The following is a 26816-nucleotide window of genomic DNA, read 5'->3' as shown; positions in this document are numbered from 1 at the left end:
CTCTTGTTGTCGAATGTCTCGACACAGCTACTCCGCCGCCTGCAGCGGAGCGATGCGGCGGCTCTGCTTGGCCTGCTCGTCATAGTCGCGCTGCCATTCCGACGGGCCGTTGGAAGCGCCGACCTGCACCGCGGTCACCTTGTATTCCGGACAATTGGTCGCCCAGTCGGAGAAGTCGGTGGTGATGACGTTGGCTTGCGTGTCGGGATGGTGGAAGGTGGTGTAGACCACGCCCGGCGACACCCGGTCGGTGATCAGCGCGCGCAGCGTCGTCTCGCCCGAACGGCTGGTCAGCCGGACCCAGTCGCCATCGCGCAGGCCACGGTTTTCTGCGTCGTGCGGATGGATTTCCAGCCGATCCTCGGCGTGCCACATGACGTTTTCGGTGCGCCGTGTCTGCGCGCCGACATTGTACTGCGACAGGATACGGCCGGTGGTCAGCAGCAGCGGGAAGCGCGGTCCGGTCCTCTCGTCCGTTGCCACATATTCGGTACGGATGAACTTGCCCTTGCCGCGCACGAAGCCGTCGACATGCATGATCGGCGTGCCGAGCGGCGCCTTGTCGTTGCAGGGCCATTGCACGGAGCCGACGCGGTCGAGCAGGTCGAACGAGACGTTGGCGAAGCTTGGCGTCGTCTTGGCGATTTCGTCCATGATTTCGGACGGATGCGTATAGTTCCAGTCGAGACCGATCGCGCGGGCGAGCTCCTGCGTCGCCTCCCAATCGGCGTAGCGCGCCTTCGGTTCCAGCACCTTGCGCACCATGTTGATGCGGCGCTCGGCATTGGTGAAGGTGCCGTCCTTCTCGAGGAAGGTCGAGCCCGGCAGGAAGACGTGCGCGTAGTTCGCCGTCTCGTTGAGGAAGAGGTCGTGTACGACCACGCATTCCATCGCGGCAAGGCCGGCGGCGACATGCTTGGTGTCGGGATCGGACTGCAGGATGTCCTCCCCCTGGATGTAGATGCCCTTGAACGATCCGTCGACGGCGGCATCCAGCATGTTGGGAATACGCAGGCCGGGTTCGTCGTCCAGCTTCACGCCCCACAGGCTCTCATAGATGTCGCGCACCGCGTCGCCCGAAATGTGCCGGTAGCCCGGCAGCTCATGCGGGAACGAGCCCATGTCGCACGAGCCCTGCACGTTGTTCTGGCCGCGCAGCGGGTTCACGCCGACGCCCGGGCGGCCGATATTGCCGGTGGCCATTGCGAGGTTGGCGATCGCCATCACCGTGGTCGAGCCCTGGCTGTGTTCGGTGACGCCGAGGCCGTAGTAGATCGCACCATTGCCCCCCTTGGCGTAGAGGCGTGCGGCACCGCGGATCAGCTCGGGATCGACGCCGGACAGCTTGCCCACGGTTTCGGGGCTGTTTTCCGGCAGGGCGACGAAGGACGCCCAATCCTGGAATTCCGCCCAGTCGCAGCGCTCGCGGATAAAGGCTTCGTCGAAAAGGCCTTCGGTCACGATGACATTTGCCAGCGACGTCAGCACGGCGACATTGGTGCCGGGCTTCAGCGGCAAATGGTAGTCCGCCTCGACGTGGGCCGACTTGACCATCTCGGTGCGGCGCGGATCGAGCACGATCAGCTTGGCGCCCTGGCGCAGCCGCTTCTTCAGCCGCGAGGCGAACACCGGGTGCGCGGATGCCGGATTGGCGCCGATGATGACGGCGACGTCGGTGAATTCGACGGAATCGAAATCCTGCGTGCCGGCCGAGGTGCCGTAGGTCTGGCCGAGCCCATAGCCGGTCGGCGAATGGCAGACGCGCGCGCAGGTGTCGACATTGTTGTTGCGGAAGCCCTGCCGCACCAGCTTCTGGACGAGATAGGTCTCCTCATTCGTGCAGCGCGAGGAGGTGATGCCGCCGATGGCGGTGCGGCCGTACTGGTACTGGATACGGCGGAATTCCTTGGCCGTGTGGGCGATCGCCTCTTCCCAGCTCACCTCCCGCCACGGATCGCTGACCTTTTCGCGGATCATCGGCGACAGGATGCGGTCCTTGTGGGTGGCGTAGCCATAGGCGAAACGGCCCTTCACGCAGGAATGGCCGTGGTTGGCCATGCCCTCCTTGTAGGGCATCATGCGGATGACCTCGTCGCCCTTCACTTCGGCCTTGAACGAGCAGCCGACGCCACAATAGGCGCAGGTGGTGACGGCGGAGCGCTCCGGCAGGCCCTTTTCGAGCACGGTCTTCTCGCGCAGCGCATCGGTCGGGCAGGCCTGCACGCAGGCGCCGCAGGACACGCATTCGGAAGCGATGAAATCCTCGTGCATGCCGGCGACCATGCGCGATTCGAAGCCGCGACCCTCGATGGTCAGCGCGAAAGTGCCTTGCACCTCCTCGCAGGCGCGCACGCAGCGCGAGCAGACGATGCACTGCGCCGGATCGTAGGTGAAATAGGGGTTGGACTCATCGCGCGCGATGTAGTCGACCGCGAGCGAGCCATGGCCGGGCGCAACGCCGCCTTCTTCCCTGACGTGGTTGCGGCCCTCGACGCCGTAGCGATTTTCGGTCAGGCCGACGGACTTCGCCACCACATCGAACTCGCTGGCGCCGGTTCCGGCCTTCTCGTTCCAGCCGGTCGGATGATCGGAGACGTAGAGTTCCATGACGCCGCGGCGGATGGCATCGAGCCTGTCCGACTGCGTGCGCACCACCATGCCTTCGCCGACAGGCGTCGTGCAGGAAGCCGGCGTGCCGCCGCGCCCTTCGATCTCGACGAGGCAGACGCGGCAGGAACCGAAGGAGTCCAACATGTCGGTGGCGCAGAGTTTCGGGATCTCCACTCCGCCTTCCATCGCCGCACGCATGATCGACGTGCCTTCCGGCACGCTGATGCTGCGGCCATCGACGGTCAGCGTGACCTGCTTCTCAGCCTTCGATCGCGGGGTTCCGTAATCGAGTTCTTCGATGAGCGTCGGGAAGTCGGCCTTGATGTTCATCTGCCAGCTCCTATTCAGCAGCCACGCGCGCTGGCGCGGGCTTGAAATCCTCAGGGAAATGCGTGATCGAGCTCATCACCGGGTAGGGCGTGAAGCCGCCCAGCGCGCAGAGCGAACCGAATTTCATCGTGTTGCAGAGGTCCGTGACCAGAGCCAGGTTCTTCTCCGGCTCGATCCCGGCGGCGAGCCTGTCGATGGTTTCCACGCCCCGCGTCGAGCCGATGCGGCAAGGCGTGCACTTGCCGCAGCTTTCGATGGCGCAGAACTCCATGGCGAAGCGTGCCTGCTTCAGCATGTCGGCGGTGTCGTCGAAAACCGTGATGCCGGCGTGGCCGATCAGTCCATCGCGCTTGGCGAATTCTTCGTAGTCGAACGGCGTGTCGAACAAGGCGCGCGGGAAATAGGCGCCGAGCGGGCCGCCGACCTGCACCGCCTTCACCGGGCGCCCGGTGGACGTGCCGCCGCCGATCTCATCGACGATCTCGCCCAGCGTCAGGCCGAAAGCGGTTTCGAACAGGCCGCCTTGCTTGACGTTGCCGGCGATCTGGATCGGGATCGTGCCACGTGAGCGGCCCATGCCGAAATCCTTGTAGAAGGCGGCACCCTTGTCCATGATAACAGGAACAGAAGCCAGCGAGATGACGTTGTTGATCACCGTCGGCTTGCCGAACAACCCTTGTATCGCGGGCAGCGGCGGCTTGGCGCGCACCACCCCGCGCTTGCCTTCCAGGCTGTTGAGCAACGAGGTTTCCTCGCCGCAGACATAGGCACCGGCACCGACACGGATTTCCATGTCGAAGGCGTTGGGCGAACCCAGCACATTGACGCCGAGCACACCGGCCTTGCGGGCGATCTCGACGGCCTTGTTCATGACAGCCACCGCGTGCGGATATTCCGAGCGGATGTAGACGAAGCCCTTGGTCGCGCCGGTGGCGATGCCGGCGATTGCCATCCCTTCGATGAGCACGAAGGGGTCGCCTTCCATGATCATGCGGTCGGCGAAGGTGGCGCTGTCGCCTTCATCGGCGTTGCAGACAATGTATTTGCGCTCCGATGTCGTATCGAGCACCGTCTTCCATTTGATGCCGGTCGGAAAGCCCGCGCCGCCACGGCCGCGCAGGCCGGATTCGGTCACCTGCTTGACGATGTCGGTGGGCGCCATGGCCACCGCATTCTGCAGGCCCTTCAATCCGCCGAGCGATTTGTAGGCATCGAGCGACAGCGGGTCGTTGATGCCGCAGCGCGCGAAGGTCAGCCGCGTCTGCTTGGCGAGGAACGGGATCTTGTCGGGCGCGCCGAGCCAGCGCTTGTGATGCCCGCCCTTGAGGAAGCCGCTGTCGAAAAGGCTCTTCACGTCCGACGGCTTCACCGGCCCGTAGGCGACACGGCCATTGGCTGTCGCCACTTCGACCATCGGTTCGAGGAAATAGGCGCCGCGCGAGCCGTTGCGCACGATCTTGGCCTCGATGCCGCGCTCGGCAAGTTCATTTGCGATCGCCTTGGCGACCTTTTCCGCGCCCAGCGCCAGCGCGCCGGTATCGCCGGGAATGTAGATGCGGGGGGTCATGAGCGCACCTCGGCGACGATCTCGTCGATCTTGTCATCATCGAGCCGTCCGATCACCTCGCCGTCCAGCATCGCCGACGGCGAACAGGCGCACAGGCCGAGACAATAGACCGGCTCAAGCGTAACCGATCCGTCACGCGTGGTCTCATGGAAATCGATGCCGAGCAACTGCTTGACCCTGGCGGCGACCGCGTCCGAACCCATCGACTGGCAGGCTTCCGCCTGGCAGAGCTTGAGCACGTGCCGGCCGGCCGGCCGAGCGCGGAAATCATGATAGAAGGTGACGACACCGTGCACCTCGGCCCTGGAGAGGTTCAGCCCATCGGCGATGACCGGCACGGCGTCCTGCGGGACGTGGCCGAATTCTTCCTGGATACCGTGGAGGATCGGCAGCAGCGGACCTTCGAGATCCTTCAACTCCTGGATAATCGCCGCCGTGCGGGATGCGATCTCGGTACTTGCTGGCTGCATCGTCACGCAGCGCCCTCCCTGGTCGATGGCCTTATCGCTAAGTCTTTACAAAATCAGAGGAAACCCCTGAAATCAATAAAGCTGATCCGTTGCTCGATAGAAATTTTCTATCAAGCTCTTCCGCCTCAATTCTCTAACCTAGCGGTGGGCGCGGAAATCGTCTGCCAGCGCCATCGCCTCGTCCAGCAGCGCCTGCACCAGCGGCGTATGCGGCTCACGCGGCGCGGCGACCAGCCCGACCGTGTGGCTGGCATCGGGATCGACGATCGGAATGGCACGGATCGGTTCGGAAAAGCCGAATGTTTCCGCAAGGTTGAGCGGCATGATCGACGACCATTTGCCGGTCCGGATGTGCGAGAACAGCACGATCATCGAGTTCGATTCCAGCGTCGGCCGCACCTGCACGCCGGCTTCCGCAAGGTGCTGGTCGATGATGCGGCGGTTCTGCATGTCCGGCGTCAACAGGCACAGCGGCAAATGGCTGATCTCCGCCCATGTCACTTTGTCGCGGTCGGAATAGGGATTGCCGATAGCGGTGATCAACTGGTAGCGCTCGTCATAAAGCGGCACGCTGGTCACCCGTCCGAGCGGCTCGTTGTCAAGATAGGTGATGCCGGCATCGACATCGAAATTGCCGAGCAGCGACAGCACTTCGATCGAGGTTCGCGACAGCACCGAAAAGGTGACACCGGGGTGCTTGTCTCGAAAGGGCGTCGTCAATCGGGCCACCATGGCCAACGCTGTCGGGATGGCGGCAATGCGGATGCGGCCGGAAAGGCCGTGGCGGGCGGCGCGCATCTCCTCGCGCATGGTCCTGGAGTCGCCGACGATGCGGCGCGCCCAGACCAACACCTGCTTGCCCTCCGGCGTCAGCCCCTGAAAGCGAGAGCCGCGATTGACCAGCATGACGCCGAGCTGGCCCTCGAGCTGTTTGATCCCGGCCGACAGGGTCGGCTGCGTAACCCCGCACGCTTCAGCCGCCCGGCCGAAATGCTCCTCCTTGGCCAGTGCGATGAAGAATTCCAGCTTGTCGATCATAGGTGAAGCTAACCGGCGCAGCCGCACCGCGCCAGATGGTTGCTGCTGCAGCTGACAATCGTGCCGCCCCCAGCCGTTGCGCAATCGCAAAAACTACCTGTCGACGAGATTCAGGATGTTGCCATCCGGATCCTTGAACCAAGCGACCTTCATACCTTGCCCGACATGGACATCGCCTTCCAGCGTCAAACCGGGCATCTCGTAGTGTTCAAAGACGACGCCCTTCGATTTCAGCGCGGCGACGACGGTGCCGATCGCGTCGCCGACCGTCCACGTCACCGCTGTCGCCTTGTTGGTTCCGGCGAACTGGGAGCGATAGACATTGATGGTGGTGTTGCCGCTTTTGTACACGATCAGTTCGCCGCCCTCATCGTGCACCTGTTTCAGGCCGAGCGTCCCCGCATAGAAAGCCTTTGCCCTGGCCAGGTCCCTGACCGCGAGATTGGCCGTTGCGTTGCTGTTTTCAAGCATGATCGTCTCCTTCCCTGATTGTTCCCTCGTCATTGAACCTGTCTGCGTCGAACGTTCCATTGCTGAAGTAGGGTCGCCCAGCCGCTTGACGAGCGTCAAGAACATGCGCCTTGCAGCAAATCGTGCCTTCAAACGGCCTGATCCACGTCTTTCAGCCGGCTTACTGTTTCCTGCGGGCGCGTGCGGCGCTATGTGGATGCAACTGGTGTGCAGGGAGGGACGAACATGCTGGGCTGGTTCCGCAAGCTGTTGCCGCGCGAAGATCGCTTCTTTGACCTGTTCGAACAGCATTCCCGTACCGTGGTCGCCGGCGCCGAGGCACTCCAGCTGCTTCTCCAGGGCAAGGATATCGAACGCAGGTGCCGGGAGATCATCGATCTCGAAAACGAGGCGGACGACATAACCGCGCAGGTGCTGCTTGCGGTGCGGCGTTCATTCATCACGCCTTTCGACCGCGGCGACATCAAGGATCTGATCCAGTCGATGGATGATGCCATCGACACGATGCACAAGACCGTCAAGACGGTGCGGCTGTTCGAAAAGCACGAATTCGATCCGCTGATGCAGGAAATGGGTGGCGTCATCGTCGACGCCGCCAAGCTGGTCGCGGAGGCGATCCCGCTGCTCGCCAAGGTCGGCGCCAACAGCGCACGCCTCAATGAACTCGCCGAGGAGGTCATGCGTGCCGAGGGCCGGGCCGACGACCTGCATGAGCAGGGTTTGAAGGACCTGTTCAAGCGCCACAATGGCGGCGACGCGATGGCCTATCTGATCGGCTCGGAGATCTATGGCCAGCTGGAGAAGGTGGTCGACCGTTTCGAGGACGTCGCCAACGAGATCAGCGGCATCGTCATCGAGAACGTCTAGGCGATGGAAGCGACCATCGCCTTTCCCCTGCTCGCCGGCCTCGTTGCCGTGGCGCTGTTCTTCGATTTTCTCAACGGCCTGCACGACGCCGCCAACTCCATCGCCACCATCGTCTCCACGCGGGTGCTGCGGCCGCATTATGCGGTGCTGTGGGCAGCCTTCTTCAATTTCATCGCCTTCCTGTTCTTCGGCCTTCATGTCGCCGAGACCGTCGGCAAGGGCATCGTCGACGTCAGCGTCGTCACGCCGGCGGTGATCTTCTCGGCGCTGGTCGGCGCCATTGTCTGGAACATCGTAACCTGGATCGCCGGTATTCCGTCGAGCAGCTCGCACGCGCTGATCGGCGGGCTGGTCGGGGCCGGGGTCGCGAAGGCGGGCTTCGGCGCCATCGTCTGGTCGGGCCTCGGCAAGACGGTCGCCGCGATCGTGCTGTCGCCGGCAACCGGTTTCGTCTTGGCGCTTCTCCTGGTCCTGGTGGTTTCATGGCTGTTCGTGCGCCAGACGCCATTCGCCGTCGACAGCACGTTTCGCGTCTTGCAGTTCTTTTCGGCCTCGCTCTATTCGCTCGGCCATGGCGGCAACGACGCCCAGAAAACCATGGGCATCATCGCCGTACTGCTCTATTCGCAGGGCATGCTCGGCACCTCGTTCTATGTACCGCTGTGGGTCGTCCTCACCTGCCAGTCGGCGCTGGCGCTGGGCACGCTTTTGGGCGGCTGGCGCATCGTCCACACAATGGGCTCGAAGATCACGCGCCTCAATCCGATGCAGGGCTTCTGCGCCGAGACCGGCGGCGCGATCACCCTGTTCGCCGCCACCTGGCTCGGCATCCCGGTTTCGACCACGCACACCATCACCGGTGCCATTATCGGTGTCGGCGCTGCCCGCCGGCTTTCCGCAGTCCGCTGGGGCATCGCCGGCAACATCGTCGTCGCCTGGGTCGTGACCTTGCCGGCGACGGCGGCGATTTCCGCTCTCACCTACCTGGCGCTCAGCCTGGCCCGGTGATGTCGCGGCGTGGCGCTTGGACCCGCCGCCGATCTGCACTATGTGAGCAGCACCTTAAGCCGAGGAAGAATTGTTATGGCCGTCACCAAGGAAATCGTCGTCGAGCGCCTGAAGACCGTCAACGGGCCGGACTTCACCGGCAACATCGTCGATCTCGGCATGGTTTCGGAGATTTTCATCGCCGATTCGAAGGTGTTCTTCTCAATCACCGTTCCCGCCGCGCGGGCCCAGGAGATGGAGCCGTTGCGCGCCGCCGCCGAGCGCGTGGTGAAGGCCATTCCCGGCGTCGCCGGTGCGGTCGTCGCGCTGACGGCTGAAAAGAAGGGCGGCGGCATGGAGGCGCCGGTTCCATCGCGGCCCGCACCCAGGCCGGCTCCGCCCGCCGCCGCACCGCGGGCGGCTCCGCATGCTCCCGCTTCTCAGAGCCACGGCAAGCGCGGCGTCCCCGGCATCGAGGCGATCATCGCGGTTGCTTCGGGCAAGGGCGGCGTCGGCAAGTCGACCACGGCCGTTAATCTGGCGCTCGGCCTTGCCGCCAACGGCTTGCGGGTTGGCGTGCTCGATGCCGACATCTATGGCCCGTCGATGCCCAGGCTGCTCAACATCCATGGCCGGCCGCAGACGGTCGACGGCAAGATCCTTAAACCCATGGAGAATTACGGCCTCAAGGTGATGTCGATGGGTTTCCTCGTCGACGAGGAGACGCCGATGATCTGGCGCGGGCCGATGGTGATGTCGGCGCTCACCCAGATGCTGCGCGAGGTCGAATGGGGGCGGCTCGACGTGCTTGTCGTCGACATGCCGCCCGGCACCGGCGATGCCCAGCTCACCATGGCCCAGCAGGTGCCGCTGGCCGGCGCGGTCATCGTCTCGACGCCACAGGACCTGGCGCTGATCGATGCCCGCAAAGGTCTCAATATGTTCAAGAAAGTTGATGTGCCGCTGCTCGGCATTGTCGAGAACATGAGCTACTTCCTCGCCCCTGACACCGGCAAGCGCTACGATATTTTCGGCCATGGCGGCGCGCGCCGCGAAGCCGAGAGGCTGGGCGTCACCTTCCTCGGCGAGGTGCCGCTGGAAATGGGCATTCGCGAAAGCTCGGACGCCGGCACGCCGGTGGTCGTCTCGAAACCGGATGGCGCCGAAGCGAAAATCTACCGCGATATCGCTTCCAAGGTCTGGGACAGGGTCAATGAGGAACGCGGCGCGGCCGAAGCGGCGGTGCCGAACATCGTGTTTGAGTAACCCCTCAAGGGAGCGATCAGCCGCCGACTTTCTCGCCGAATGCCGAAAAGAACTGTCCGGCCAGTTTCTTCGAGGTCGATTCGATCAGCCGGCTGCCGAGCTGCGCGATCTTGCCGCCGACTTCTGCCTTGGCCGCATATTTGAGGACCGTCGCGTCCGGCCCGTCGGCGGTGAGGGTGACGTCGGCACCGCCCTTGGCGAAGCCGGCAATGCCACCCTTGCCTTCGCCCTGGATGGTGTAGGCATGCGGCGGCTTGAGATTCTTGAGCGTCACTTCGCCGTTGAAGGTCGCCTTGATCGGACCGATCTTCAGCACCACCGTTGCCGCCATCTCGGTCGCCGATTTCATTTCCAGGCTCTGACAGCCCGGAATGGCGTCCTTCAGCACGGCCGGATCATTCAGCGCTTCCCACACTTTCTTTACGGGTGCGGCGATACGTTCCTCGCCCTCGATCACCAAAGCCATTTAAACCTCCCCCATCGCCGATGTCGGATTGGTCGTAGCGCGCGGTTCGATAGCTGTCTATCGCACCAAAGTCCGGATTCAGATCACGCGTGCCCCCTTGCCTGCATCCGCGCGTTGTCATATCGATTTGTCATACAAATACGGAGACCATGATGGCCGGCGCCCCCACGAAAAAGAAAAAGTTCCGCTCGCAGGAGTGGTTCGACAATCCCGACAATCCGGGAATGACGGCGCTCTATCTCGAGCGTTACCTGAACTACGGGCTGACACGCGCCGAGCTGACGTCGGGCAAACCGCTGATCGGCATCGCCCAGACCGGCTCTGATCTTTCGCCTTGCAACCGGCACCACATCGAGCTCGCCAAGCGCGTGCGCGAAGGCATCGTCTCGATGGGCGGCATTCCTTTCGAATTCCCCTGTCACCCGATCCAGGAGACCGGCAAGCGGCCGACCGCGGCGCTTGACCGCAACCTTGCCTATCTCGGCCTTGTCGAAGTGCTCTACGGCTACCCGCTCGACGGCGTCGTGCTGACCATCGGCTGCGACAAGACCACGCCTGCCTTGCTGATGGCGGCGGCGACCGTCAACATCCCGGCCATCGCGCTGTCGGTCGGCCCGATGCTCAATGGCTGGCATAAGGGCAAGCGCACGGGCTCGGGCACCATCGTCTGGGAATCGCGCCAGCGCCTGTCGGCCGGCGAGATCGACTATGACGAGTTCATGGACATTGTCGCTTCCTCGGCGCCGTCCACGGGCTACTGCAACACGATGGGCACCGCCACGACGATGAATTCGCTGGCCGAGGCGCTCGGCATGCAGCTGCCCGGTTCGGCCGCCATCCCGGCGCCGTACCGTGAGCGCGGCCAGATCGCCTATGAGACGGGAAAGCGCATCGTCGACATGGTGCACGAGGACCTGAAACCGTCCGACATCATGACCCGCGCGGCCTTCGAAAACGCCATCGTCGTCAACTCGGCGATCGGCGGCTCCACCAACGCGCCGATCCACCTCAACGCCATCGCCCGCCATCTCGGCGTACCGCTCGACAATGACGACTGGCAGAAGGTCGGCCTCAACGTGCCGCTCATCGTCAACCTGCAGCCGTCGGGCGAATATCTCGGCGAAGACTATCACCACGCCGGTGGCGTGCCGGCGGTCGTGGCCGAACTGATGAAGGCCGGAATGCTGCCGCATCCCGATGCCCTGACCGTCAACGGCAAGTCGATCGGCGCCAACTGTGAGGGCGTCGCCAACGAGAACACCGACGTCATCCGCACCGTGGCCGAGCCGCTGAAGGCCAATGCGGGCTTCATCAACTTCAAGGGCAATCTGTTCGATTCGGCGATCATGAAGATGAGCGGCATCTCGCCGGAATTCCGCGAGCGCTATCTGTCGAACCCGAACGACCCGGAAGCCTTCGAGGGCAACGCCATGGTCTTCGACGGCCCGGAGGATTACCACGCCCGCATCGACGACCCGGCGCAAGGCATCGACGAGCACACCATCCTGTTCATGCGCGGCGCCGGCCCCGTCGGCTATCCCGGCGGCGCCGAGGTCGTCAACATGCAGCCGCCCGCCTACCTCATCAAGAAGGGTATCCACGCGCTGGCCTGCATCGGCGATGGCCGCCAGTCCGGCACGTCGGGCTCGCCGTCGATCCTCAACGCCTCGCCGGAAGCCGCCGTCGGCGGCGGCCTGGCGCTGCTCAAGACCGGCGACCGCGTCCGCATCGACCTGCGCAAAGGCACCGCGAACATCCTCGTCAGCGACGACGAGATCACGCGGCGCCGCGCCGAGCTGCAGAAAGATGGCGGCTACCATTATCCCCAGCACCAGACGCCATGGCAGGAGATCCAGCGCGGCATGGTCGACCAGTTCTCGGCCGGCATGGTGCTGAAGCCGGCGGTGAAATACCAGGATGTCGCGCACACCATGGGCGTGCCTCGCGACAATCACTGATTATTCCCGGAATAATCATCGATTATTCCCCGGAATAGTCATCGATTATTCCTGGCTGGTCACGGATGATGAATGGGCGAACACCGGCGGCTTGATCGATCAGGCCGCCGGTCCCCCGCCATAGGCCGGGAACGCTCGGTCCTTGACAAGCCTGCCCAACAATTCCACCATCATGCCAAGGGGTGCATCGCGACGACCCCGTGAGGCGTCAGCCCAATGTTCGCGTCCAGGCTTCTCTGTTCAGGAGGTGGACGCCATGCCGTCAACAACCGCTATCACCGTACAGCAACTATCCCGTCTGATTGGTCTGCCCGGCGCACCTGTGATCGTCGACGTCCGCATCGATGACGATTACGACGCCGATCCGCGCCTGCTGCCGGCCTCGCACCGGCGCAACTTCAAAACCGTCTCGGCCTGGGCAAACGACCTTGCCGGCAGCCAAGTGGCCGTCGTCTGCCAGAAAGGGCAAAAGCTCTCGCAAGGCGTGGCCGCCTGGCTGCGGCACCAAGGCGTTGCCGCCGAATCCCTCGAAGGCGGTTTCAAGGCCTGGCGCGATGCCGGCGGCCTTCTGGTTCGCGCCGACAAGATACCGTCCCGCGATGAAAAAGGCCGCACCGTCTGGGTGACGCGGGCTCGCCCCAAGATCGACCGCATCGCCTGCCCCTGGCTGATCCGGCGTTTCATCGATCCGCATGCGGTCTTTCTCTTCGTCGAGGCGACCGAAGTGCCTGCCGTCGCCGACCGCTTCCAAGCCGTGCCCTTCGACATTGATAATGTGTTCTGGAGCCATCGCGGCGAGCGCTGCACCTTCGACACGATGATCGAGGAGTTCGCGCTGGAATCCCAGGCGCTCGATCGCCTTGCCATGATCGTGCGTGCGGCCGACACCGCCAGGCTCGACCTCGTCCCCCAAGCCGCCGGATTTCTCGCCGCCTCGCTCGGCCTGTCCCGCATGTTCCGCGACGATCTGGAGCAGCTGGAGGCGGGAATGCTGCTCTATGACGCGTTCTTCCGCTGGTGCCGCGACGCCACCGACGAGACGCACAACTGGCCAAGCGGGGCAAAGCCGTCATGAGCAGCCTCATTTCGGGGAAAGATCCCGATATCGTCGAGACATCGGCGGTTCCGAGCTTCCGCGAGGCTACGAAACTCTGGGCGAAGATCGGATTGCTGAGCTTCGGCGGGCCGGCGGGGCAGATCGCGCTCATGCACAAGGAACTGGTCGAGGAGAGGCGGTGGATCGGCGAGCAGCGTTTCCTGCATGCCTTGAACTACTGCATGCTGCTGCCCGGTCCCGAGGCCCAGCAACTCGCCATCTATATCGGCTGGCTGCTGCACAGGACGGTCGGCGGCCTTGTCGCCGGTGTCCTGTTCGTGGTGCCCGGCGCACTCGTCATGCTCACCTTGAGCATCTTCTATGCGCTCTATGGCGATGTGCCGCTCGTCGCGGCGCTGTTCTTCGGTGTCAAGGCGGCAGTGCTCGCCATTGTCGTGGAGGCGGTGATCCGCATCGGCCGCCGCGCCTTGAAGAACCGGGTGATGGTGGCGATCGCGGTTTGCGCTTTTCTCGGCATCTATGTGCTCAGCATTCCGTTCCCGCTCATCGTCCTGATTGCGGGATTGGTGGGATGGGTTGGAAACCGCGTCGCGCCAGCCCTGTTTTCCGGCGCCGCGCACGGCAAGAACGACGCCCCCGATATCAGGGGCGCGGTCGACCTGATGTTCGAACGCGGCGAACTGGCCCACACCAGGCCGACACGATGGCATGCGCCGCGTATCATCGCCATCTGGCTGCCGATCTGGCTCGGGCCGGTTCTGCTGCTCTGGGCGCTCACCGGGACGAGCAGCGTGTGGACGCAGATCGGCGGGTTCTTCAGCGTCATGGCGGTCGTAACCTTCGGCGGCGCCTACGCGGTCCTTGCCTATGTCGCGCAGGCTGCTGTGCAGTCTTTCGGCTGGCTCACTCCCGGCGAGATGGTCGATGGCCTCGGGCTTGCCGAGACCACGCCGGGGCCTCTCATTCTGGTTTTGCAGTTTGTCGGCTTCATCGCCGCGTTTCGCCACGCCGGCTCGATGAACCCGTTGCTTGGCGGATCGCTTGGAGCGCTGCTGACCTTGTGGGTCACGTTCACGCCCTGCTTCTTCTGGATATTCCTCGGTGCGCCCTATATCGAGGCCTTGCGTGGCAACAAGGCTCTGTCGGCCGCACTCGGAGCCATCACCGCCGCCGTGGTCGGCGTCATCCTGAACCTCGCTTTGTGGTTCGCCATGCACGTTATCTTTCACCAAGTCAGCAAACTTGGCCTCGGCATGAATGTGCCGGTGCCGTCATCGATCGACTGGCGCGCAGCATTGTTGTCCTGTGCCGCCTTGATCGCTGTCCTCAAGCTGAAGATCGGCATGCTGCCGACACTTGCCGGGTCGGCCCTGGTCGGTGTCTTGCTGCTGGCGGTGAGTGGATAGACGCCGGTCGCTGCCTTTGTATTCCGCTTCCGAACCACCTAACTGGTTGGAAACGGATTGGACCATCATGGCGCAACGACGCTCTTCCCTCGGCTTTCTCGGCATGTTCGGCCGCTCGGGTGATTTGCGGCAACTCGATGCCGCCTTGCGCGGCGCCGACCTGCACCCCGCCCTCGTGCCCGAAGGGGTGAAACTCACCATCGTCAATCTGATGAAGGACCACTGGCCCGAGGAGCCACCGCCACAGGCCTATCCGCAGGTTGCGAACCTGTTCAGCTATTGCATCGCCGGACCGGAAACCTTCGAGCGTGCGCAAGGTCCGCAACAGCGGCTCGACGCGGAGCGCCGGATCGAGGCGGCTCTTGAAACCGGCGACAGCTTCGATGCACGGATCGTGCTGATGGCGCTGCACGCCAAGCTGATCAACGCCGAGGTCGTCGAGCGCTATGGGCTCGCAGCCGAATAGCTGCGCTCAGCCGCCCATGCCGCCGCGCGGCAGCTTGATCATGTCGCCGAAGCGGGCGCGTAATTTGTCGTCGAGCAGCTTCGGCACATGGCGCGGAAAGCGTTCGGCAAGGACGCGCTTCTTCTCGATGATCGCGCGCTGCAGGATGTCGGGCCGACCCTTCTCGTTCCACTCCTTCGGCGAAAACCGGTCGCCGACGGCAGGATAGAAATATTCCGTCTGCATCAGTCGCAGCGTCTGCTCGTTGCCGAGATAGTGCCCCGGGCCTTTCAGACAGACATCGGCGATGGTGTCGATCGACAGCGCTTCGTCGGTCACCTCGATGCCGCGCACGCAGCGCAGGCAATGGCCGAGCATGTCGTTGTCGATGATCAGGCTTTCCAGGCAGAAGCCGAGCAGCGAGGCGTGCATGCCGGCCGATTCGTAGACCAGGTTGAGCCCGGCAAGGCCCGCCATTACGTCGGTGATTCCCTTTTCATAGCCGGACTGGATGTCGGGCAGCTTCGAATCCGTCATGCCGGCGGCTGAACCGCCCGGCAAATCGTAGAATTGCGCCATCTGGGCGCAGGCCGCGGTCAGCACGGCCTGCTCGGCGGAGCCGCCCGACATGGCGCCTGTCCTGAGATCCGACACGAACGGCCAGGTGCCGAAGATCGCCGGATGCCCTGGTTTGATGGCGTTGACATAGACCAGGCCGGCCAGCACTTCGGCGACCGCTTGTACCACGGCGCCGGCAATTGCCGCCGGTGCCGTGGCTCCGGCCTGTCCCGCCGACAAAAGCAGGATCGGAATGCCGCCCTCGACGCAGGCCTCGAGCACGCCGCAGGCGTCCTCGGCGAATTTCATCGGCGGTACGACGAAGCAGTTCGAGTTCGACACGAACGGCCGGGCGCGGAAATTCTCCTCGCCGCCGGCAATGGCATAGAGCATCTCGAGCGCCGGCTGCACGTTCTCGCGCACCGTAAACGAGGTGCCGACATGCTTGGACGTGCCCATCACGCAGGCGTAGAGCGTGTTGAAATCCATTTCGAGCGGATCGGGAATGTCGCGCGGCACCATCGGCCGCTGGAAGAAATGGATGTTGTCGAGCCCTTCGACGATGCGGGCGGCGTCATAGATGTCCTGCAGCAGCGACTCGCGGTATTCGCGCTTCTCGACATCCACCAGATGAACCGCGGCGCCGGCCGTTCCGTAGTGCACGCGCTTGCCCTGGATCACCATGTCGTGTTTGGAATCCTGGCCGTGCAAGGTGAAATTCCGTGCCGCCTTCTTGATCGTCTCGAGCACCAGCGAGCGCGGGAACCGGATGCGGCCATCGTCGCCATAGGTGGCGCCGGCCTGGGTCAGCGCCTCGATGCAGGAGGGGATGGCGTTGGCGAAGCCGACTGTCTCCAGGAGCGTCAGCACCGCTTCGTGGATGCGCTCGCGATCATTGCCCTTGAGTGGTCCGTAGCTGCCACCCTCGAGCCCGGCGCGCACCGGCCTGATGTCGTCGGCCAATGGCGCTGCCCGCATCGCGCGGCGCGCTTCGCGTCCGCCGGAGCGGCGCGAGCGTTGATCCGCTGCCGCTTCCTGCTTTTCAAGAACCACAGACATCGAAGCACTCCACCTTTCACGAGAAACAGCGCGGCGGTTGGTCCACCATCGGCTGCTTCTTCCCCTTTGTGCCACGACTATGCCGCCGGCATTGGCACAGCCTATGAGCCAGCCGGTCCGGTTGCATATGCCAGAGCTAAAGGAGCCGAAGCCGCTATTGCGCGGCTCCGGTCAGTGGAATCAGGCGGCTGCGGGCCTGCGGCCGGCAGCGGTAGCCAGTTCCCGGATGCCGGGCTCGATGTGCTGCAGCGCGATCGAGGAAATGCCCAACCGCATGAAACGCGAAGGCTTTTCGGTGCGATCGAAGAACCGGTCGCCCGGCTCGATAATGACGCTGCGCGAGGCCGCGGCCTCGGCCAAACCGCGCGAATCGGTACCGCGTGGCCCCTCCAGCCAAAGCGATGTGCCGCCGGCCGAATCCGTCGAGCGCCACTCCGGCAGGAAGGCGGAAATCGCATGGACCAGACGCTTGCGCCGCTCGTCGAAGGCGCTCGACAGCCGCCGCACCAGCGCTTCGTGATGGCCGAGCGACAGGAACAGCGCCACGGCGCGCTGGTTGTTGGCCGGCGGATGGCGCAGCATGAAGCGGCGCAGCGCCCTGAGTTCGGCGATTAGTCCAGCCGACGCCACGATGTAGCCAAGCCGCAGGCCGGGGGCCAGCGTCTTCGACATCGAGCCGACATAGACGACACGGCCGGAACGGTCGAGGCTCTTCAGCGCCTGCTGAGGCGCCTCGTCGAGAAGCTGGCTGTCATAACCGTCTTCGATGATGATCTGGTTGTGCCGGTTGGCGCGCGCCAGAAGATCCTGCCGCCGCTCCGCCGACAACGGCACCATGGTCGGGCAATGATGGCTCGGCGTGACAAACACGAACCCGGAATCATTGGGAATAGAAGAGGTTACGATGCCGGACTGGTCCACCGGCACCGGTTCGATGTCGGCGCCCGCGAGCCGGAAGATCGAGCGCGCGTCGGGGTAGCCCGGATCCTCCATCGCCACTTTCGAGCCCTTGGTCATCAAGAGCGAAGCGAGCATATAGAGCGCGTTCTGGGCGCCCAGCGTGACGATGATCTCGTCGGGATTGGCGAAAATGCCGCGCCTGGGCAGCAGCCGGGCCTGGATTTGCTCGATCAGCAGCGGATCGTCGCGGTCGACCATGTCGGACGCCCAGTTGCGGATCTCCAGCACGGCCAGCGCCATGCGGTTGCACTCGCGCCACTCGGCGGTCGGGAACAGCGCCGGGTCGAACTGGCCGTAGACGAAGGGGTAGGACGACTTGATCCAGTTCTCGTGCTTGGCCGGCGGCGGCATATCGCTGGCGGCGATCTGCCGGCGTGCCTTCCAGTCGATCTCATTGGCTTGGTCGGGCGCCTTCTGGTGCGGCTTGGCCGGTGTCGCCAGCACGTCCGGATTGACGAAATGACCGCGCCGCTCGCGCGCCACCAGGAAACCCTGGTCGACGAGCTGCTGAAAGGCCAGCACCACCGTTCCGCGCGCCACGCCGAGTTTTTCGGCCAGGATGCGGCAGGAAGGAAGCGGCATCGAAGCGGCGATCTGGCGGTCGAGAATGGCGGCCACGATGGCTTGGCGGATCTGCGCCTGCAGGGTCTGGCCGGATTCAGCCGAAATCCGGAACAGGCCGGACCATATCGCCGTGTCGTTTCTCTGTGGCATGGGAGATGTTCCTCGATGGCCAGCCTTTTTTGCTTGGCTGGACCAGCCGAACGTAACCGTGGCACAAGGGGTTGCGCCAATCAATTTTTCTGATCTTTGGGATCTATGCCAGTGATCCTTCAGGCTCGAAACAAGGCGCTGCCACCCTCGCTGATAGATACCCACCTCCCTTCTGATACATTGTGTCATCGCATCGTGATGCGCTGCGTCATCGCCGCGTATTGACCGCGTGGAATTCGGCTCAATAGTTTCGGCGCGACGACACGCGCCGGAAACATCCGGTCTGATATGGTGCGTCTAAAACGCCAGGAGTCCCCGCCAGTGGATCAGTCAGCCTTCCAGAAACAGCTTGCCGTCTTGCGCGATCATCGCGCCGCCGCACCTGGCGACATGCGCCAGGTCTTCGCCGCCGATCCGCAGCGCTTCAAGACATTCTCCGCTACCGATGGCGACCTCCTGCTCGACTGGTCGAAATGCGCCGTCGACGCGGCGACCATGGATCTCCTGGAAAAGCTCGCCGCCGCCGCCGATCTCGAAGGCCGCCGCGCCGCCATGTTCGCCGGCAAGAAGATCAACCTCACCGAAGACCGCGCCGTTCTGCACACGGCACTGCGAAACCTCAGCGGCAAGGGTGTCACGGTCGACGGCCAGGACGTCAAGGCGGATGTCATTTCCGTGCTCGACGCCATGGGCGCCTTCGCCGATGCCGTCCGCTCCGGCAAGGCGACAGGCGCCACCGGCAAGAAGATCACCGACATCGTCAATATCGGCATCGGCGGCTCGGACCTCGGTCCGGCCATGGCGACCCTGGCGCTCGCCCCCTATCATGACGGCCCGCACGCGCATTATGTCTCCAACATAGACGGCGCCCATATCCACGACACGCTGAAGGGGTTGTCCGCCGAAACCACGCTGTTCATCATCGCCTCCAAGACCTTCACCACGGTCGAGACGATGACCAATGCGCAGACCGCGCGGCAATGGATCGAGAAGGCTTTGGGCAAGGAGGCCGTGGGCAAGCATTTCGCCGCCGTCTCGACCGCGCTCGACCTGGTGGCCAGGTTCGGCATCGAGCAGGATCGCGTCTTCGGCTTCTGGGACTGGGTTGGCGGCCGCTATTCGCTATGGGGCGCGATCGGCCTGCCGGTCATGATCGCCATCGGCCCGCGCAATTTCCGCGCCTTCCTCGACGGTGCGCACGAGATGGACGAGCATTTCCGTTCCGCGCCGCTCCAGAAGAACCTGCCGGCGCTCCTGGGGCTTGTCGGCTGGTGGCACCGCGTGATCTGCGGCTATCCGGCCCGCGCGGTCATCCCCTATGACCAGCGCCTGTCCAGGCTGCCGGCCTATCTGCAGCAGCTCGACATGGAATCGAACGGCAAGAGCGTCACCCTCGACGGCACGCCGGTGACGACGCCGACCGGGCCGCTGGTGTGGGGGGAGCCAGGCACCAACGGTCAGCACGCCTTCTTCCAGCTGCTCCACCAGGGCACCGATTTGATCCCTGTCGAGTTCCTCGCCGCCGCCGTCGGCCATGAGCCCGATCTCAAACACCAGCATGACCTGCTGCTCGCCAACTGCCTGGCGCAGTCGGAAGCCTTGATGAAGGGCCGCACGCTGGAAGAGGCGCGCGCGCAGATGCTGGCCAAGGGCATGAGGCCGGCCGACGTCGACCGTATCGCGCCGCACCGCGTCTTCTCCGGCAACCGGCCCTCGGTGACCATCCTCTACCGCAAGCTCGACCCGCGCACCTTCGGCCGGCTGATCGCGCTCTACGAGCACCGCGTCTTCGTCGAGGGAACGCTGTTCAACATCAACTCTTTCGACCAGTGGGGCGTCGAACTCGGCAAGGAACTGGCCACCGGCCTCCTGCCCGTCGTGGAAGGCAAGGAAAGTGCCGCCAAGCGCGATGCATCGACCGCTGGCCTTGTGGCATACATCCACCAATTGCGTGGTTCGGAGTGAAAAGTTTGGCAGACATCAAGGGCATATTGTTCGACAAGGACGGGACACTTGTCGATTTCAACGCGACCTGGCTCGGCGTTGCCGATTTCATGGCCATGGACGCAGCCGAGGGCGACCGCTGGAAGGCCGACAGGCTGCTGGCCGCCGCCGGCTTCGATTTCGCCAACCGGCGCTTCAAACCCGACTCCATCTTTGCCTCCGGCACCAATCTCGACGTCGTCGAACTGTGGTTTCCGCGCCTGTCCAACGAGGACCAGATGCTGGCCGTCGCCCGCTTCAACGAGATCACTTCGGTGCAGGGCTCGGCGATGGCGGTGGCGCTGCCCGATATCGTCGACACGCTGGCTCTGCTGCACAAGCGATCCTACCGCCTTGGCGTCGCCACCAACGATTCGACCAGCGGCGCGGAGAAGACCTTGGTCACGCTGGGCGTCGCGCAATTGTTCGATGCCGCCTATGGTTATGACGCGGTGGCCAACCCCAAGCCAGCGCCCGACACCATCCAGGCCTTTTGCGATCTTACCGGGCTGAAGCCGGCGGAGATCGCCATGGTCGGTGATAACCGTCACGATCTCGAAATGGCGCGTGCCGGCGGCTGCGGCCTCGCCGTCGGCGTGCTTTCCGGCACCGGCACCCGCGAATCGCTGGCCGAGATCGCCGACCTCATCCTGGATTCGGTTGCCGATCTGCCGGATTTCCTGTCGGCGCGGGTCAAGGAGACGGCCTGATCAGGAAGGTAAGGGACTGTTCGGTCTCGAGGCGAAAGACACCACTCGGCTTCAGCGTGGCGTCTTTCGCCTCGCCGAAATCCGGCACCTTGTATTCGGCAAGCAGCCGCAGCCGCGACCGCGGCAGATAGGCCCGGCCTGGATCGCCGACGAGGATCTCGATGCCGGCGGCGAGGCAGCGGTCGAGGAAAGGCATCACCCCCAAGGCGACTTCCTGCCCGTAGAACACGTCGCCGGCGAGCACCAGGTCCACGGCGGGCGGCGGCCCCGTGGTGATGTCGTTGCCCATTATCGTGATCGTGACGTCGTTGGCCGCTGCGTTCAGCGCGAGCGCGGCAATGCCGTTGCGGTCGATCTCGGCGGCTGTCACCTCACGCGCGCCGGCTTTCGCGGCGGCGATGCCGACAATGCCGGACCCGGCTCCGAGGTCGAGCACGCGGCGGCCCGTCACGATCTTCGGATGGTCTAGGATATAGCGCGCCAGCACGGCGCCGCCCGCCCACGCATAGGCCCAGTAGGGCGGCTGCGGTTCCCGCGTGTCATCGCGATCCTCTTCAGGGTCGACGAGGCGCCTCAGCCCGCTGCCCGGGTGAGCGGTGTACAGCTGGATTTCGGGAAGCGCCGGTACCGGGACAAGGCGCATATTCGCCTTGATGAACGCTGCCGGGTCGAGGCGGAGGTGCCGGCCCGGCAAACCGTTGTCCGGCGCCTCGCCGTAGGCAGGACTATCAACCACTACTCGCGCAAAGCCCGCCGCAGGATCTTGCCGACCGGCGTCTTCGGCAATTCGGTCCTGAACTCGATGTATCTGGGACGCTTGTAGCCGGTCAGGTTCTCGCGGCAAAAGGCGGTGATGGCTTCGGCCGTCAGGGCCGGATCCTTCTTGACGATGAACAGCTTCGGCACTTCGCCCGAATGCTCGTCCGGCACGCCGATCGCCGCCACTTCGAGCACGCCGGGATGCGCCGCCACGACCTCCTCGAGTTCGGTCGGATAGACGTTGAAGCCGGAAACGAGGATCATGTCCTTCTTGCGATCGACGATCTTGGTGTAGCCGCGTTCGTCCATGAAGCCCATGTCGCCCGATTTGAAGAAGCCGTCCTCGGTCATCACCCTGGCGCTCTCGTCCGTCCGGTTCCAGTAACCCGCCATCACCTGCGGTCCCCTGATGCAGATCTCGCCGACCTCGCCGAGCGGCACGTTGTTGCCGTCGTCGTCGCGGATGGCGATTTCGGTCGAGGGCAGTGGCAGGCCGATGGTGCCGGTGAAGTCGCCGGAACTGAATTTGTTGGCCGTCGCCACCGGCGAGGTCTCCGAAAGGCCGTAGCCTTCGCTGATCGGGCACCCGGTCAGCGCCTTCCAGCGCTCGGCGACGCCCTTCTGCACCGCCATGCCGCCGCCCAGCGTCAGCAGCAGCGGCCTGAAGTCGAGCTTGCGGAAGTCCTCATTGTTCAAGAGCGCATTGAACAGCGTGTTGAGGCCCGGAAAGATATGGATCGGATATTTGCCCATTTCCTTGACGAAGCCGGGAATGTCGCGCGGATTGGGGATCAGTATGTTCTGGCCGCCCATTTGCATGCCCATCAGCGCGTTCACCGTCAGCGCGAAGATATGGTAGAGCGGCAATGCGCAGACGAGGTTGAGATGCGCCGGCTTTGGCTTGACGGTGTAGGCGTCCTGCAGCCACAGCGCATTCTGCGCGACATTGGCCAGTACATTGCTGTGCGAGAGGGTCGCGCCTTTCGAGATTCCGGTAGTGCCGCCGGTATATTGCAGGAAGGCGACATCACTGGCGGCCACCGTGGCCGGCTTGAAAGCCATGCCGCGGCCAGCCTTCAGGGCCGCATTGAACTTGACATGGCCGGGCAATGACCAGGCCGGCACCATTTTCTTGACGCGGCGCACGACCAGATTGACGATCGAGCCCTTCAGGCCGCCGAGCAGGTCGCCCATGGCGGCGACTATGACATGCTTGACCGAGGTCCTGGTGACGACCGCCTGCAGGGTGTTGGCGAAATTTTCGAGGATGACGATGGCCTGCGCCCCGGAATCCTTGAGCTGATGCTCCAGTTCGCGCGGCGTGTAGAGCGGATTGACGTTCACCACCGTGAAGCCGGCGCGGGCGACCGCCATCATCGCCACGGGATACTGCAACACGTTCGGCATCATCAGGGCGACGCGCGCCCCTTTCTGCAATCCGGTGGACTGCAGATAGGCACCGAAGGCCGCCGATAGCTGTTCGAGTTCAGTGTAGGTGATGGACTTGCCCATGCAGGTGAAAGCCGGCTGACCGGCGAACTGCTTGCAGGCGCCAACGAGGAAGTCGCCGATGGAACTGGAGGGAAGGGCGCCGATCTCGGCCGGCATGTTCTTGGGATAGCTGTTGAGCCATGGCTTTTGCGGCAGGCCGGCGGCGAGTTCGGTGAGCGCTTTCGGCAGCCGCTGGCTGGCCGGGGTCGCCGGTTTCGATACAGGCGCAGCCTTCGCTGGTGGCGAACTCTTCGTCGCGGCCTTGTTCGGTCCGGCCTTGGTCGCGGACGCCTTTGCCGGCGTGGCTTTCGTCGCCGGCTTCTTGCCGGTACTGGCGTTGGCCGCTGCCTTCGCCGTGGGGGTGCTCTTGGCGGGCTTGGCCGCCGCTTTCGCGGCTGCGGCCTTGCCTTGCCCACCGGCCGCTGGGTTCGAGACCGCCTTGGCCGACGCCTTCACCGGCGCCTTCGATGCTTTTGCCACCCGTTCCTCCTCGACAACCCTGGTCGCCTGTTTCTCGTTGGCCCGCCGCGCCGCCTCCGGATTGATGGAGACGTCCTCCGCTGCCGCCAGCATGTCCACCTATGTATTGCCTCTATCGGCGACGGTGCAAGTCTTGCCCTTGCGGCAAGACCCCGAAAGATTTGCCGTCGGAAATCGTTCCCGCCGGCTGTACTTGGAACCGGCATTTTCCGCATCGATGCCCGGATGAAGACGGCGCGCGGCACCCTTGTCGCCGGACGTCGGATCAATAAAAAAATGCGGTCGTTAATAATATCGTGAATAGAAAAAACTGCTAATTTTTTCTGCCATTTAGCAAAATCGCGGATTTTTTTCCTGCTTCCCGCGGGGTAAGCAAACGGGGTGTTCCAAAGCCGGAAAAACGGTGCTTATATGCGCGCTTCGCGAGCCTGATAGAGGGGCTTGGAAGAACATCAGGGAGTGCTCAATGAAGAAGAAATTGACTTTTGCAGCCGCGTTGCTGGCTGCAAGCGTCCTGGGCGGCGTGGCCAACGCGAAAACTCTGGTCTATTGCGCGGAGGCGTCGCCAGAAGGTTTCGATCCGGCGCCGTACACTGCGGGACAGACGTTCGATGCGTCCTCGCGTACCGTCTTCAACCGCCTCGTCGAATTCGATCACGGCAAGACCTCGGTCTCGCCCGGCCTTGCTGACAGCTGGGCGATTTCCGACGACGGCAAGGAATATACTTTCAAGCTTCGCAAGGGCGTCAAGTTCGCGCCCACCGACTACTTCACCCCGACGCGCGACCTGAACGCCGACGACGTGGTGTTCTCGTTCGAGCGCCAGGTCGACAAGAACGGCCCCTGGTTCCAGTACATACCGGGCATTGCCTATCAGTATTACAATGATCAGTTCGGCGACAACATCACCAAGGTCGAGAAGGTCGACGACCTGACGGTGAAGTTCACCCTCAAGGAGCCGGCGATCACCTTCATTCCGACGCTGGGCATGGATTTCGCCTCGATCGTCTCGAAGGAATATGCCGACAAGCTGCAGGCCGACAAGACGCCTGAATTGTTCAACCAGAAGCCGGTCGGCACCGGCCCGTTCATCTTCGTCGACTACCAGACCGACGCCGCCATCCGCTACAAGGCCAACCCGGACTATTGGGGCGGCAAGCAGAAGATCGACGATCTGGTCTTCGCCATCACCACCGATCCGGCGGTGCGCGCGCAGAAGCTGAAGGCGGGCGAATGCAACATCATGTCGTATCCGGCACCGGCCGACATCGCCGGCTTGCAGGCTGATGCGAACCTGACGGTCGCGGAGCAGGAAGGCCTCAACGTCGGCGCGCTGATGTACAACACCCAGCAGAAGCCGTTCGACGACGTGCGCGTCCGCAAGGCGCTCAACATGGCCATCAACAAGAAGGCCATTATCGACGCCGTGTTCCAGGGCGCCGGCCAGGTGGCGATCAACCCGATCCCGCCGACCATGTGGTCCTACAACAAGGACGTGAAGGACGATCCGTACGATCCGGAGGCGGCCAAGAAGATGCTTGAAGAGGCCGGCGTCAAGGACCTCAAGATGAACGTCTGGGCCATGCCCGTGTCGCGTCCGTACATGCCGAACGCGCGCCGCACCGCCGAGCTGATCCAGGCCGACTTCGCCAAGGTCGGTGTCACCGTCAACATCGTCAGCTATGATTGGGGCGAATACCTCAAGCGCGCTTCGGCGGTCGATCACGACGGCGCCGTCATCGTCGGCTGGACCGGCGACAATGGCGATCCGGACAACTTCCTCGGCGTGCTCCTGAGCTGCGCTTCCGTCGGTTCGAACAACCGCGCGGAATGGTGCAACAAGGACTTCGATGCGCTCATCAACAAGGCCAAGACCGTTTCCGATCAGGCCGAGCGCACCAAGCTCTACGAACAGGCACAGGTCATCTTCAAGGAGCAGGCACCGTGGGCGACGCTCGCCCACTCCAAGGTGTTCATGCCGATGCAGAAGACAGTCTCCGGCTTTGCGATGGATCCGCTCGGCATCCATCGCTTTGACGGCGTCGATATCGCCGAATAAGGTTCGCGAAACGGGGCGGCGCCACAGGGCGCCGCCCCACCTCGCCCGCCATGCTGCGTTATATCCTCGGCAAGCTCGCCCTCATCATCCCGACCTTCATCGGGATAACCATCCTCGCTTTCGGCTTCGTGCGCATCCTGCCCGGTGATCCGGTGCTGGTGCTTGCGGGCGAACGTGGCCTGTCGCCCGAACGCCACACGGCGCTGATGCATCAGTTCGGTTTCGACCTGCCGATCTGGCAACAATATCTGACCTATCTGGCCAACATCCTCAGCGGCGATTTCGGCACCTCGTTTTCTACCAAGACGCCGGTGCTCAAGGATTTCCTGGTGCGGTTCCCGGCGACGGTCGAACTCGCCATCTTCGCCATGATCTTCGCCATCATCTTCGGTGTCGCCTTCGGCATTTTCGCCGCCATCCGCCGCGGCTCCTGGTTCGACCAGCTGACCATGGGAACCGCGCTCGCCGGCTATTCCATGCCGATCTTCTGGTGGGGCCTGCTGCTGATTATCGTCTTCTCCGGTACGCTGCACTGGACACCGGTCTCGGGCCGCATCGACCTTCTCTACTTCTTCAAGCCGGTGACCGGCTTCATGACCATCGATTCCCTCATTTCGGGCCAGAAGGGCGCCTTCCGCTCGGCGGTGTCGCACCTCGTTCTGCCCACCATCGTGCTCGGCACCATTCCGCTGGCGGTCATCGCCAGGCAGACGCGCTCGGCCATGCTCGAAGTGCTGGGCGAGGATTATGTACGCACCGCGCGCGCCAAGGGCTTGGCGCCGCGCCGTGTCATCGGCCTGCATGCCTTCCGAAATGCGCTGATCCCGGTCGTCACCACCATCGGCCTGCAGGTCGGCACGCTGCTCACCGGCGCCATCCTGACCGAGAGCATCTTTTCGTGGCCGGGCATCGGCAAGTGGATGATCGACGCCATTTCCAAGCGCGACTATTTCACAGTGCAGGGCGGGTTGCTTTTGATCGCGCTGATCGTCATGTCGGTGAACCTTATCGTCGACGTGCTCTATGCCGTCATCAACCCGCGTATCCGGGCGAATTGACATGACCAATGAAGGCCCAGCCGCCATCGAAGCCGCGACCGTCGTCA

21 protein-coding genes are annotated in these 26816 nt (G+C 63.7%); 11 read left to right on the top strand and 10 right to left on the bottom strand.

Features of this window, described 5'->3' with window-relative positions; genetic code table 11:
• Positions 1 to 27: 27 nt before the first annotated feature.
• From fdhF to O7B34_RS03200, 5 genes are all read right to left on the bottom strand, one after another.
• Entirely contained in the window at positions 28 to 2940 is a 2913-nt protein-coding gene (gene fdhF / locus O7B34_RS03220; protein WP_337144833.1) for a formate dehydrogenase subunit alpha, read from the bottom strand.
• A 10-nt stretch (positions 2941 to 2950) separates the two neighbouring features.
• Complete coding sequence (locus tag O7B34_RS03215; RefSeq protein WP_337144832.1) at positions 2951 to 4507, bottom strand: formate dehydrogenase beta subunit; 1557 nt, start codon at positions 4505 to 4507, stop codon at positions 2951 to 2953.
• Positions 4504 to 4983, bottom strand: coding sequence for a formate dehydrogenase subunit gamma (locus tag O7B34_RS03210; protein WP_337144831.1), 480 nt, complete (start codon positions 4981 to 4983; stop codon positions 4504 to 4506). The genes O7B34_RS03215 and O7B34_RS03210 overlap by 4 nt, the downstream gene beginning before the upstream one ends.
• Before the next feature lie 132 nt (positions 4984 to 5115).
• On the bottom strand, positions 5116 to 6015 hold the full coding sequence (locus O7B34_RS03205; RefSeq protein WP_337144830.1) for a LysR family transcriptional regulator: 900 nt from the start codon (positions 6013 to 6015) through the stop codon (positions 5116 to 5118).
• Between the two features lie 93 nt (positions 6016 to 6108).
• Positions 6109 to 6486, bottom strand: a complete 378-nt coding sequence (locus O7B34_RS03200) for a VOC family protein (protein ID WP_337144829.1) — start codon at positions 6484 to 6486, stop codon at positions 6109 to 6111.
• Positions 6487 to 6711: 225 nt separating this feature from the next.
• On the opposite strand from O7B34_RS03200, the gene O7B34_RS03195 reads away from it, so the two are divergent.
• The 3 genes from O7B34_RS03195 (at position 6712) to O7B34_RS03185 (ending at position 9606) form a co-directional block, all read left to right on the top strand.
• The gene (locus tag O7B34_RS03195) at positions 6712 to 7353 is read left to right on the top strand and encodes a DUF47 domain-containing protein (protein ID WP_027142151.1); all 642 of its coding nucleotides are present in this window, start codon (positions 6712 to 6714) and stop codon (positions 7351 to 7353) included.
• 3 nt (positions 7354 to 7356) lie between these two features.
• Positions 7357 to 8361, top strand: a complete 1005-nt coding sequence (locus O7B34_RS03190; protein ID WP_337144828.1) for an inorganic phosphate transporter — start codon at positions 7357 to 7359, stop codon at positions 8359 to 8361.
• A gap of 75 nt (positions 8362 to 8436) precedes the next feature.
• On the top strand, positions 8437 to 9606 hold the full coding sequence (locus tag O7B34_RS03185) for an Mrp/NBP35 family ATP-binding protein (RefSeq protein ID WP_140509211.1): 1170 nt from the start codon (positions 8437 to 8439) through the stop codon (positions 9604 to 9606).
• Between the two features lie 16 nt (positions 9607 to 9622).
• Here the strand turns inward: O7B34_RS03185 and O7B34_RS03180 are convergent, their stop codons facing one another.
• On the bottom strand, positions 9623 to 10072 hold the full coding sequence (locus tag O7B34_RS03180; protein WP_337139109.1) for an SRPBCC family protein: 450 nt from the start codon (positions 10070 to 10072) through the stop codon (positions 9623 to 9625).
• 152 nt (positions 10073 to 10224) lie between these two features.
• Here O7B34_RS03180 and O7B34_RS03175 point away from each other — a divergent pair, with 152 nt between their 5' ends.
• The 4 genes from O7B34_RS03175 to O7B34_RS03160 all read left to right on the top strand — a co-directional run bounded on the left by O7B34_RS03175 (position 10225) and on the right by O7B34_RS03160 (position 14959).
• Positions 10225 to 12030 carry an IlvD/Edd family dehydratase gene (locus tag O7B34_RS03175; RefSeq protein WP_337144827.1) on the top strand — a complete coding sequence of 602 codons (1806 nt, stop codon included), beginning with the start codon at positions 10225 to 10227 and terminating at the stop codon, positions 12028 to 12030.
• A 256-nt stretch (positions 12031 to 12286) separates the two neighbouring features.
• Positions 12287 to 13105, top strand: a complete 819-nt coding sequence (locus tag O7B34_RS03170; protein ID WP_337144826.1) for a sulfurtransferase/chromate resistance protein — start codon at positions 12287 to 12289, stop codon at positions 13103 to 13105.
• On the top strand, positions 13102 to 14493 hold the full coding sequence (gene chrA / locus O7B34_RS03165; RefSeq protein WP_337144825.1) for a chromate efflux transporter: 1392 nt from the start codon (positions 13102 to 13104) through the stop codon (positions 14491 to 14493). The genes O7B34_RS03170 and chrA overlap by 4 nt, the downstream gene beginning before the upstream one ends.
• Before the next feature lie 67 nt (positions 14494 to 14560).
• Positions 14561 to 14959 carry a hypothetical protein gene (locus O7B34_RS03160; RefSeq protein WP_337139115.1) on the top strand — a complete coding sequence of 133 codons (399 nt, stop codon included), beginning with the start codon at positions 14561 to 14563 and terminating at the stop codon, positions 14957 to 14959.
• 6 nt (positions 14960 to 14965) lie between these two features.
• Here O7B34_RS03160 and O7B34_RS03155 read toward each other — a convergent pair whose 3' ends face one another.
• Positions 14966 to 16555 carry a trimethylamine methyltransferase family protein gene (locus tag O7B34_RS03155; RefSeq protein WP_337144824.1) on the bottom strand — a complete coding sequence of 530 codons (1590 nt, stop codon included), beginning with the start codon at positions 16553 to 16555 and terminating at the stop codon, positions 14966 to 14968.
• A gap of 180 nt (positions 16556 to 16735) precedes the next feature.
• On the bottom strand, positions 16736 to 18229 hold the full coding sequence (gene pdxR, locus O7B34_RS03150; RefSeq protein WP_015314107.1) for a MocR-like pyridoxine biosynthesis transcription factor PdxR: 1494 nt from the start codon (positions 18227 to 18229) through the stop codon (positions 16736 to 16738).
• A gap of 321 nt (positions 18230 to 18550) precedes the next feature.
• Between pdxR and pgi the strand changes: the two genes are divergently transcribed.
• Together pgi and O7B34_RS03140 are read left to right on the top strand one after the other, a co-directional pair.
• Positions 18551 to 20194: a glucose-6-phosphate isomerase gene (gene pgi, locus O7B34_RS03145; RefSeq protein WP_337144823.1), complete on the top strand. Its 1644-nt coding sequence runs from the start codon at positions 18551 to 18553 to the stop codon at positions 20192 to 20194.
• A 5-nt stretch (positions 20195 to 20199) separates the two neighbouring features.
• On the top strand, positions 20200 to 20922 hold the full coding sequence (locus tag O7B34_RS03140; protein ID WP_337139119.1) for an HAD family hydrolase: 723 nt from the start codon (positions 20200 to 20202) through the stop codon (positions 20920 to 20922).
• Here O7B34_RS03140 and O7B34_RS03135 read toward each other — a convergent pair.
• Complete coding sequence (locus O7B34_RS03135; RefSeq protein ID WP_337145189.1) at positions 20906 to 21565, bottom strand: class I SAM-dependent methyltransferase; 660 nt, start codon at positions 21563 to 21565, stop codon at positions 20906 to 20908. The genes O7B34_RS03140 and O7B34_RS03135 overlap by 17 nt on opposite strands.
• A 92-nt stretch (positions 21566 to 21657) precedes the next feature.
• Complete coding sequence (locus O7B34_RS03130; RefSeq protein WP_337145188.1) at positions 21658 to 23652, bottom strand: long-chain fatty acid--CoA ligase; 1995 nt, start codon at positions 23650 to 23652, stop codon at positions 21658 to 21660.
• Positions 23653 to 24118: 466 nt separating this feature from the next.
• On the opposite strand from O7B34_RS03130, the gene O7B34_RS03125 reads away from it, so the two are divergent.
• Positions 24119 to 25711 carry an ABC transporter substrate-binding protein gene (locus O7B34_RS03125; protein ID WP_337139121.1) on the top strand — a complete coding sequence of 531 codons (1593 nt, stop codon included), beginning with the start codon at positions 24119 to 24121 and terminating at the stop codon, positions 25709 to 25711.
• A gap of 50 nt (positions 25712 to 25761) precedes the next feature.
• Entirely contained in the window at positions 25762 to 26769 is a 1008-nt protein-coding gene (locus O7B34_RS03120) for an ABC transporter permease subunit (RefSeq protein ID WP_337144822.1), read from the top strand.
• Positions 26770 to 26816: the final 47 nt, after the last annotated feature.

Source organism: Mesorhizobium sp. Cs1299R1N3, from assembly GCF_037179625.1.
Taxonomy (GTDB): Bacteria; Pseudomonadota; Alphaproteobacteria; order Rhizobiales; family Rhizobiaceae; genus Mesorhizobium; species Mesorhizobium salmacidum.
The sequence above is the reverse complement of the archived record's forward strand: the minus strand, read 5'-3'. Positions and strand labels throughout refer to the sequence as shown.

What these genes read in the sequence shown, in the direction of transcription:
- O7B34_RS03160 (WP_337139115.1), top strand. Translation starts at nt 14,561, where the DNA reads ATGGCGCAACGACGCTCTTCCCTCGGCTTTCTCGGCATGTTCGGCCGC.
- O7B34_RS03180 (WP_337139109.1), bottom strand. Translation starts at nt 10,072, where the DNA reads ATGGCTTTGGTGATCGAGGGCGAGGAACGTATCGCCGCACCCGTAAAG.
- O7B34_RS03205 (WP_337144830.1), bottom strand. Translation starts at nt 6,015, where the DNA reads ATGATCGACAAGCTGGAATTCTTCATCGCACTGGCCAAGGAGGAGCAT.
- O7B34_RS03185 (WP_140509211.1), top strand. Translation starts at nt 8,437, where the DNA reads ATGGCCGTCACCAAGGAAATCGTCGTCGAGCGCCTGAAGACCGTCAAC.
- O7B34_RS03135 (WP_337145189.1), bottom strand. Translation starts at nt 21,565, where the DNA reads ATGCGCCTTGTCCCGGTACCGGCGCTTCCCGAAATCCAGCTGTACACC.
- O7B34_RS03215 (WP_337144832.1), bottom strand. Translation starts at nt 4,507, where the DNA reads ATGACCCCCCGCATCTACATTCCCGGCGATACCGGCGCGCTGGCGCTG.
- O7B34_RS03125 (WP_337139121.1), top strand. Translation starts at nt 24,119, where the DNA reads ATGAAGAAGAAATTGACTTTTGCAGCCGCGTTGCTGGCTGCAAGCGTC.
- pdxR (WP_015314107.1), bottom strand. Translation starts at nt 18,229, where the DNA reads ATGCCACAGAGAAACGACACGGCGATATGGTCCGGCCTGTTCCGGATT.
- O7B34_RS03155 (WP_337144824.1), bottom strand. Translation starts at nt 16,555, where the DNA reads ATGTCTGTGGTTCTTGAAAAGCAGGAAGCGGCAGCGGATCAACGCTCG.
- O7B34_RS03120 (WP_337144822.1), top strand. Translation starts at nt 25,762, where the DNA reads ATGCTGCGTTATATCCTCGGCAAGCTCGCCCTCATCATCCCGACCTTC.
- fdhF (WP_337144833.1), bottom strand. Translation starts at nt 2,940, where the DNA reads ATGAACATCAAGGCCGACTTCCCGACGCTCATCGAAGAACTCGATTAC.
- O7B34_RS03190 (WP_337144828.1), top strand. Translation starts at nt 7,357, where the DNA reads ATGGAAGCGACCATCGCCTTTCCCCTGCTCGCCGGCCTCGTTGCCGTG.
- O7B34_RS03170 (WP_337144826.1), top strand. Translation starts at nt 12,287, where the DNA reads ATGCCGTCAACAACCGCTATCACCGTACAGCAACTATCCCGTCTGATT.
- O7B34_RS03195 (WP_027142151.1), top strand. Translation starts at nt 6,712, where the DNA reads ATGCTGGGCTGGTTCCGCAAGCTGTTGCCGCGCGAAGATCGCTTCTTT.
- O7B34_RS03175 (WP_337144827.1), top strand. Translation starts at nt 10,225, where the DNA reads ATGGCCGGCGCCCCCACGAAAAAGAAAAAGTTCCGCTCGCAGGAGTGG.
- O7B34_RS03200 (WP_337144829.1), bottom strand. Translation starts at nt 6,486, where the DNA reads ATGCTTGAAAACAGCAACGCAACGGCCAATCTCGCGGTCAGGGACCTG.
- chrA (WP_337144825.1), top strand. Translation starts at nt 13,102, where the DNA reads ATGAGCAGCCTCATTTCGGGGAAAGATCCCGATATCGTCGAGACATCG.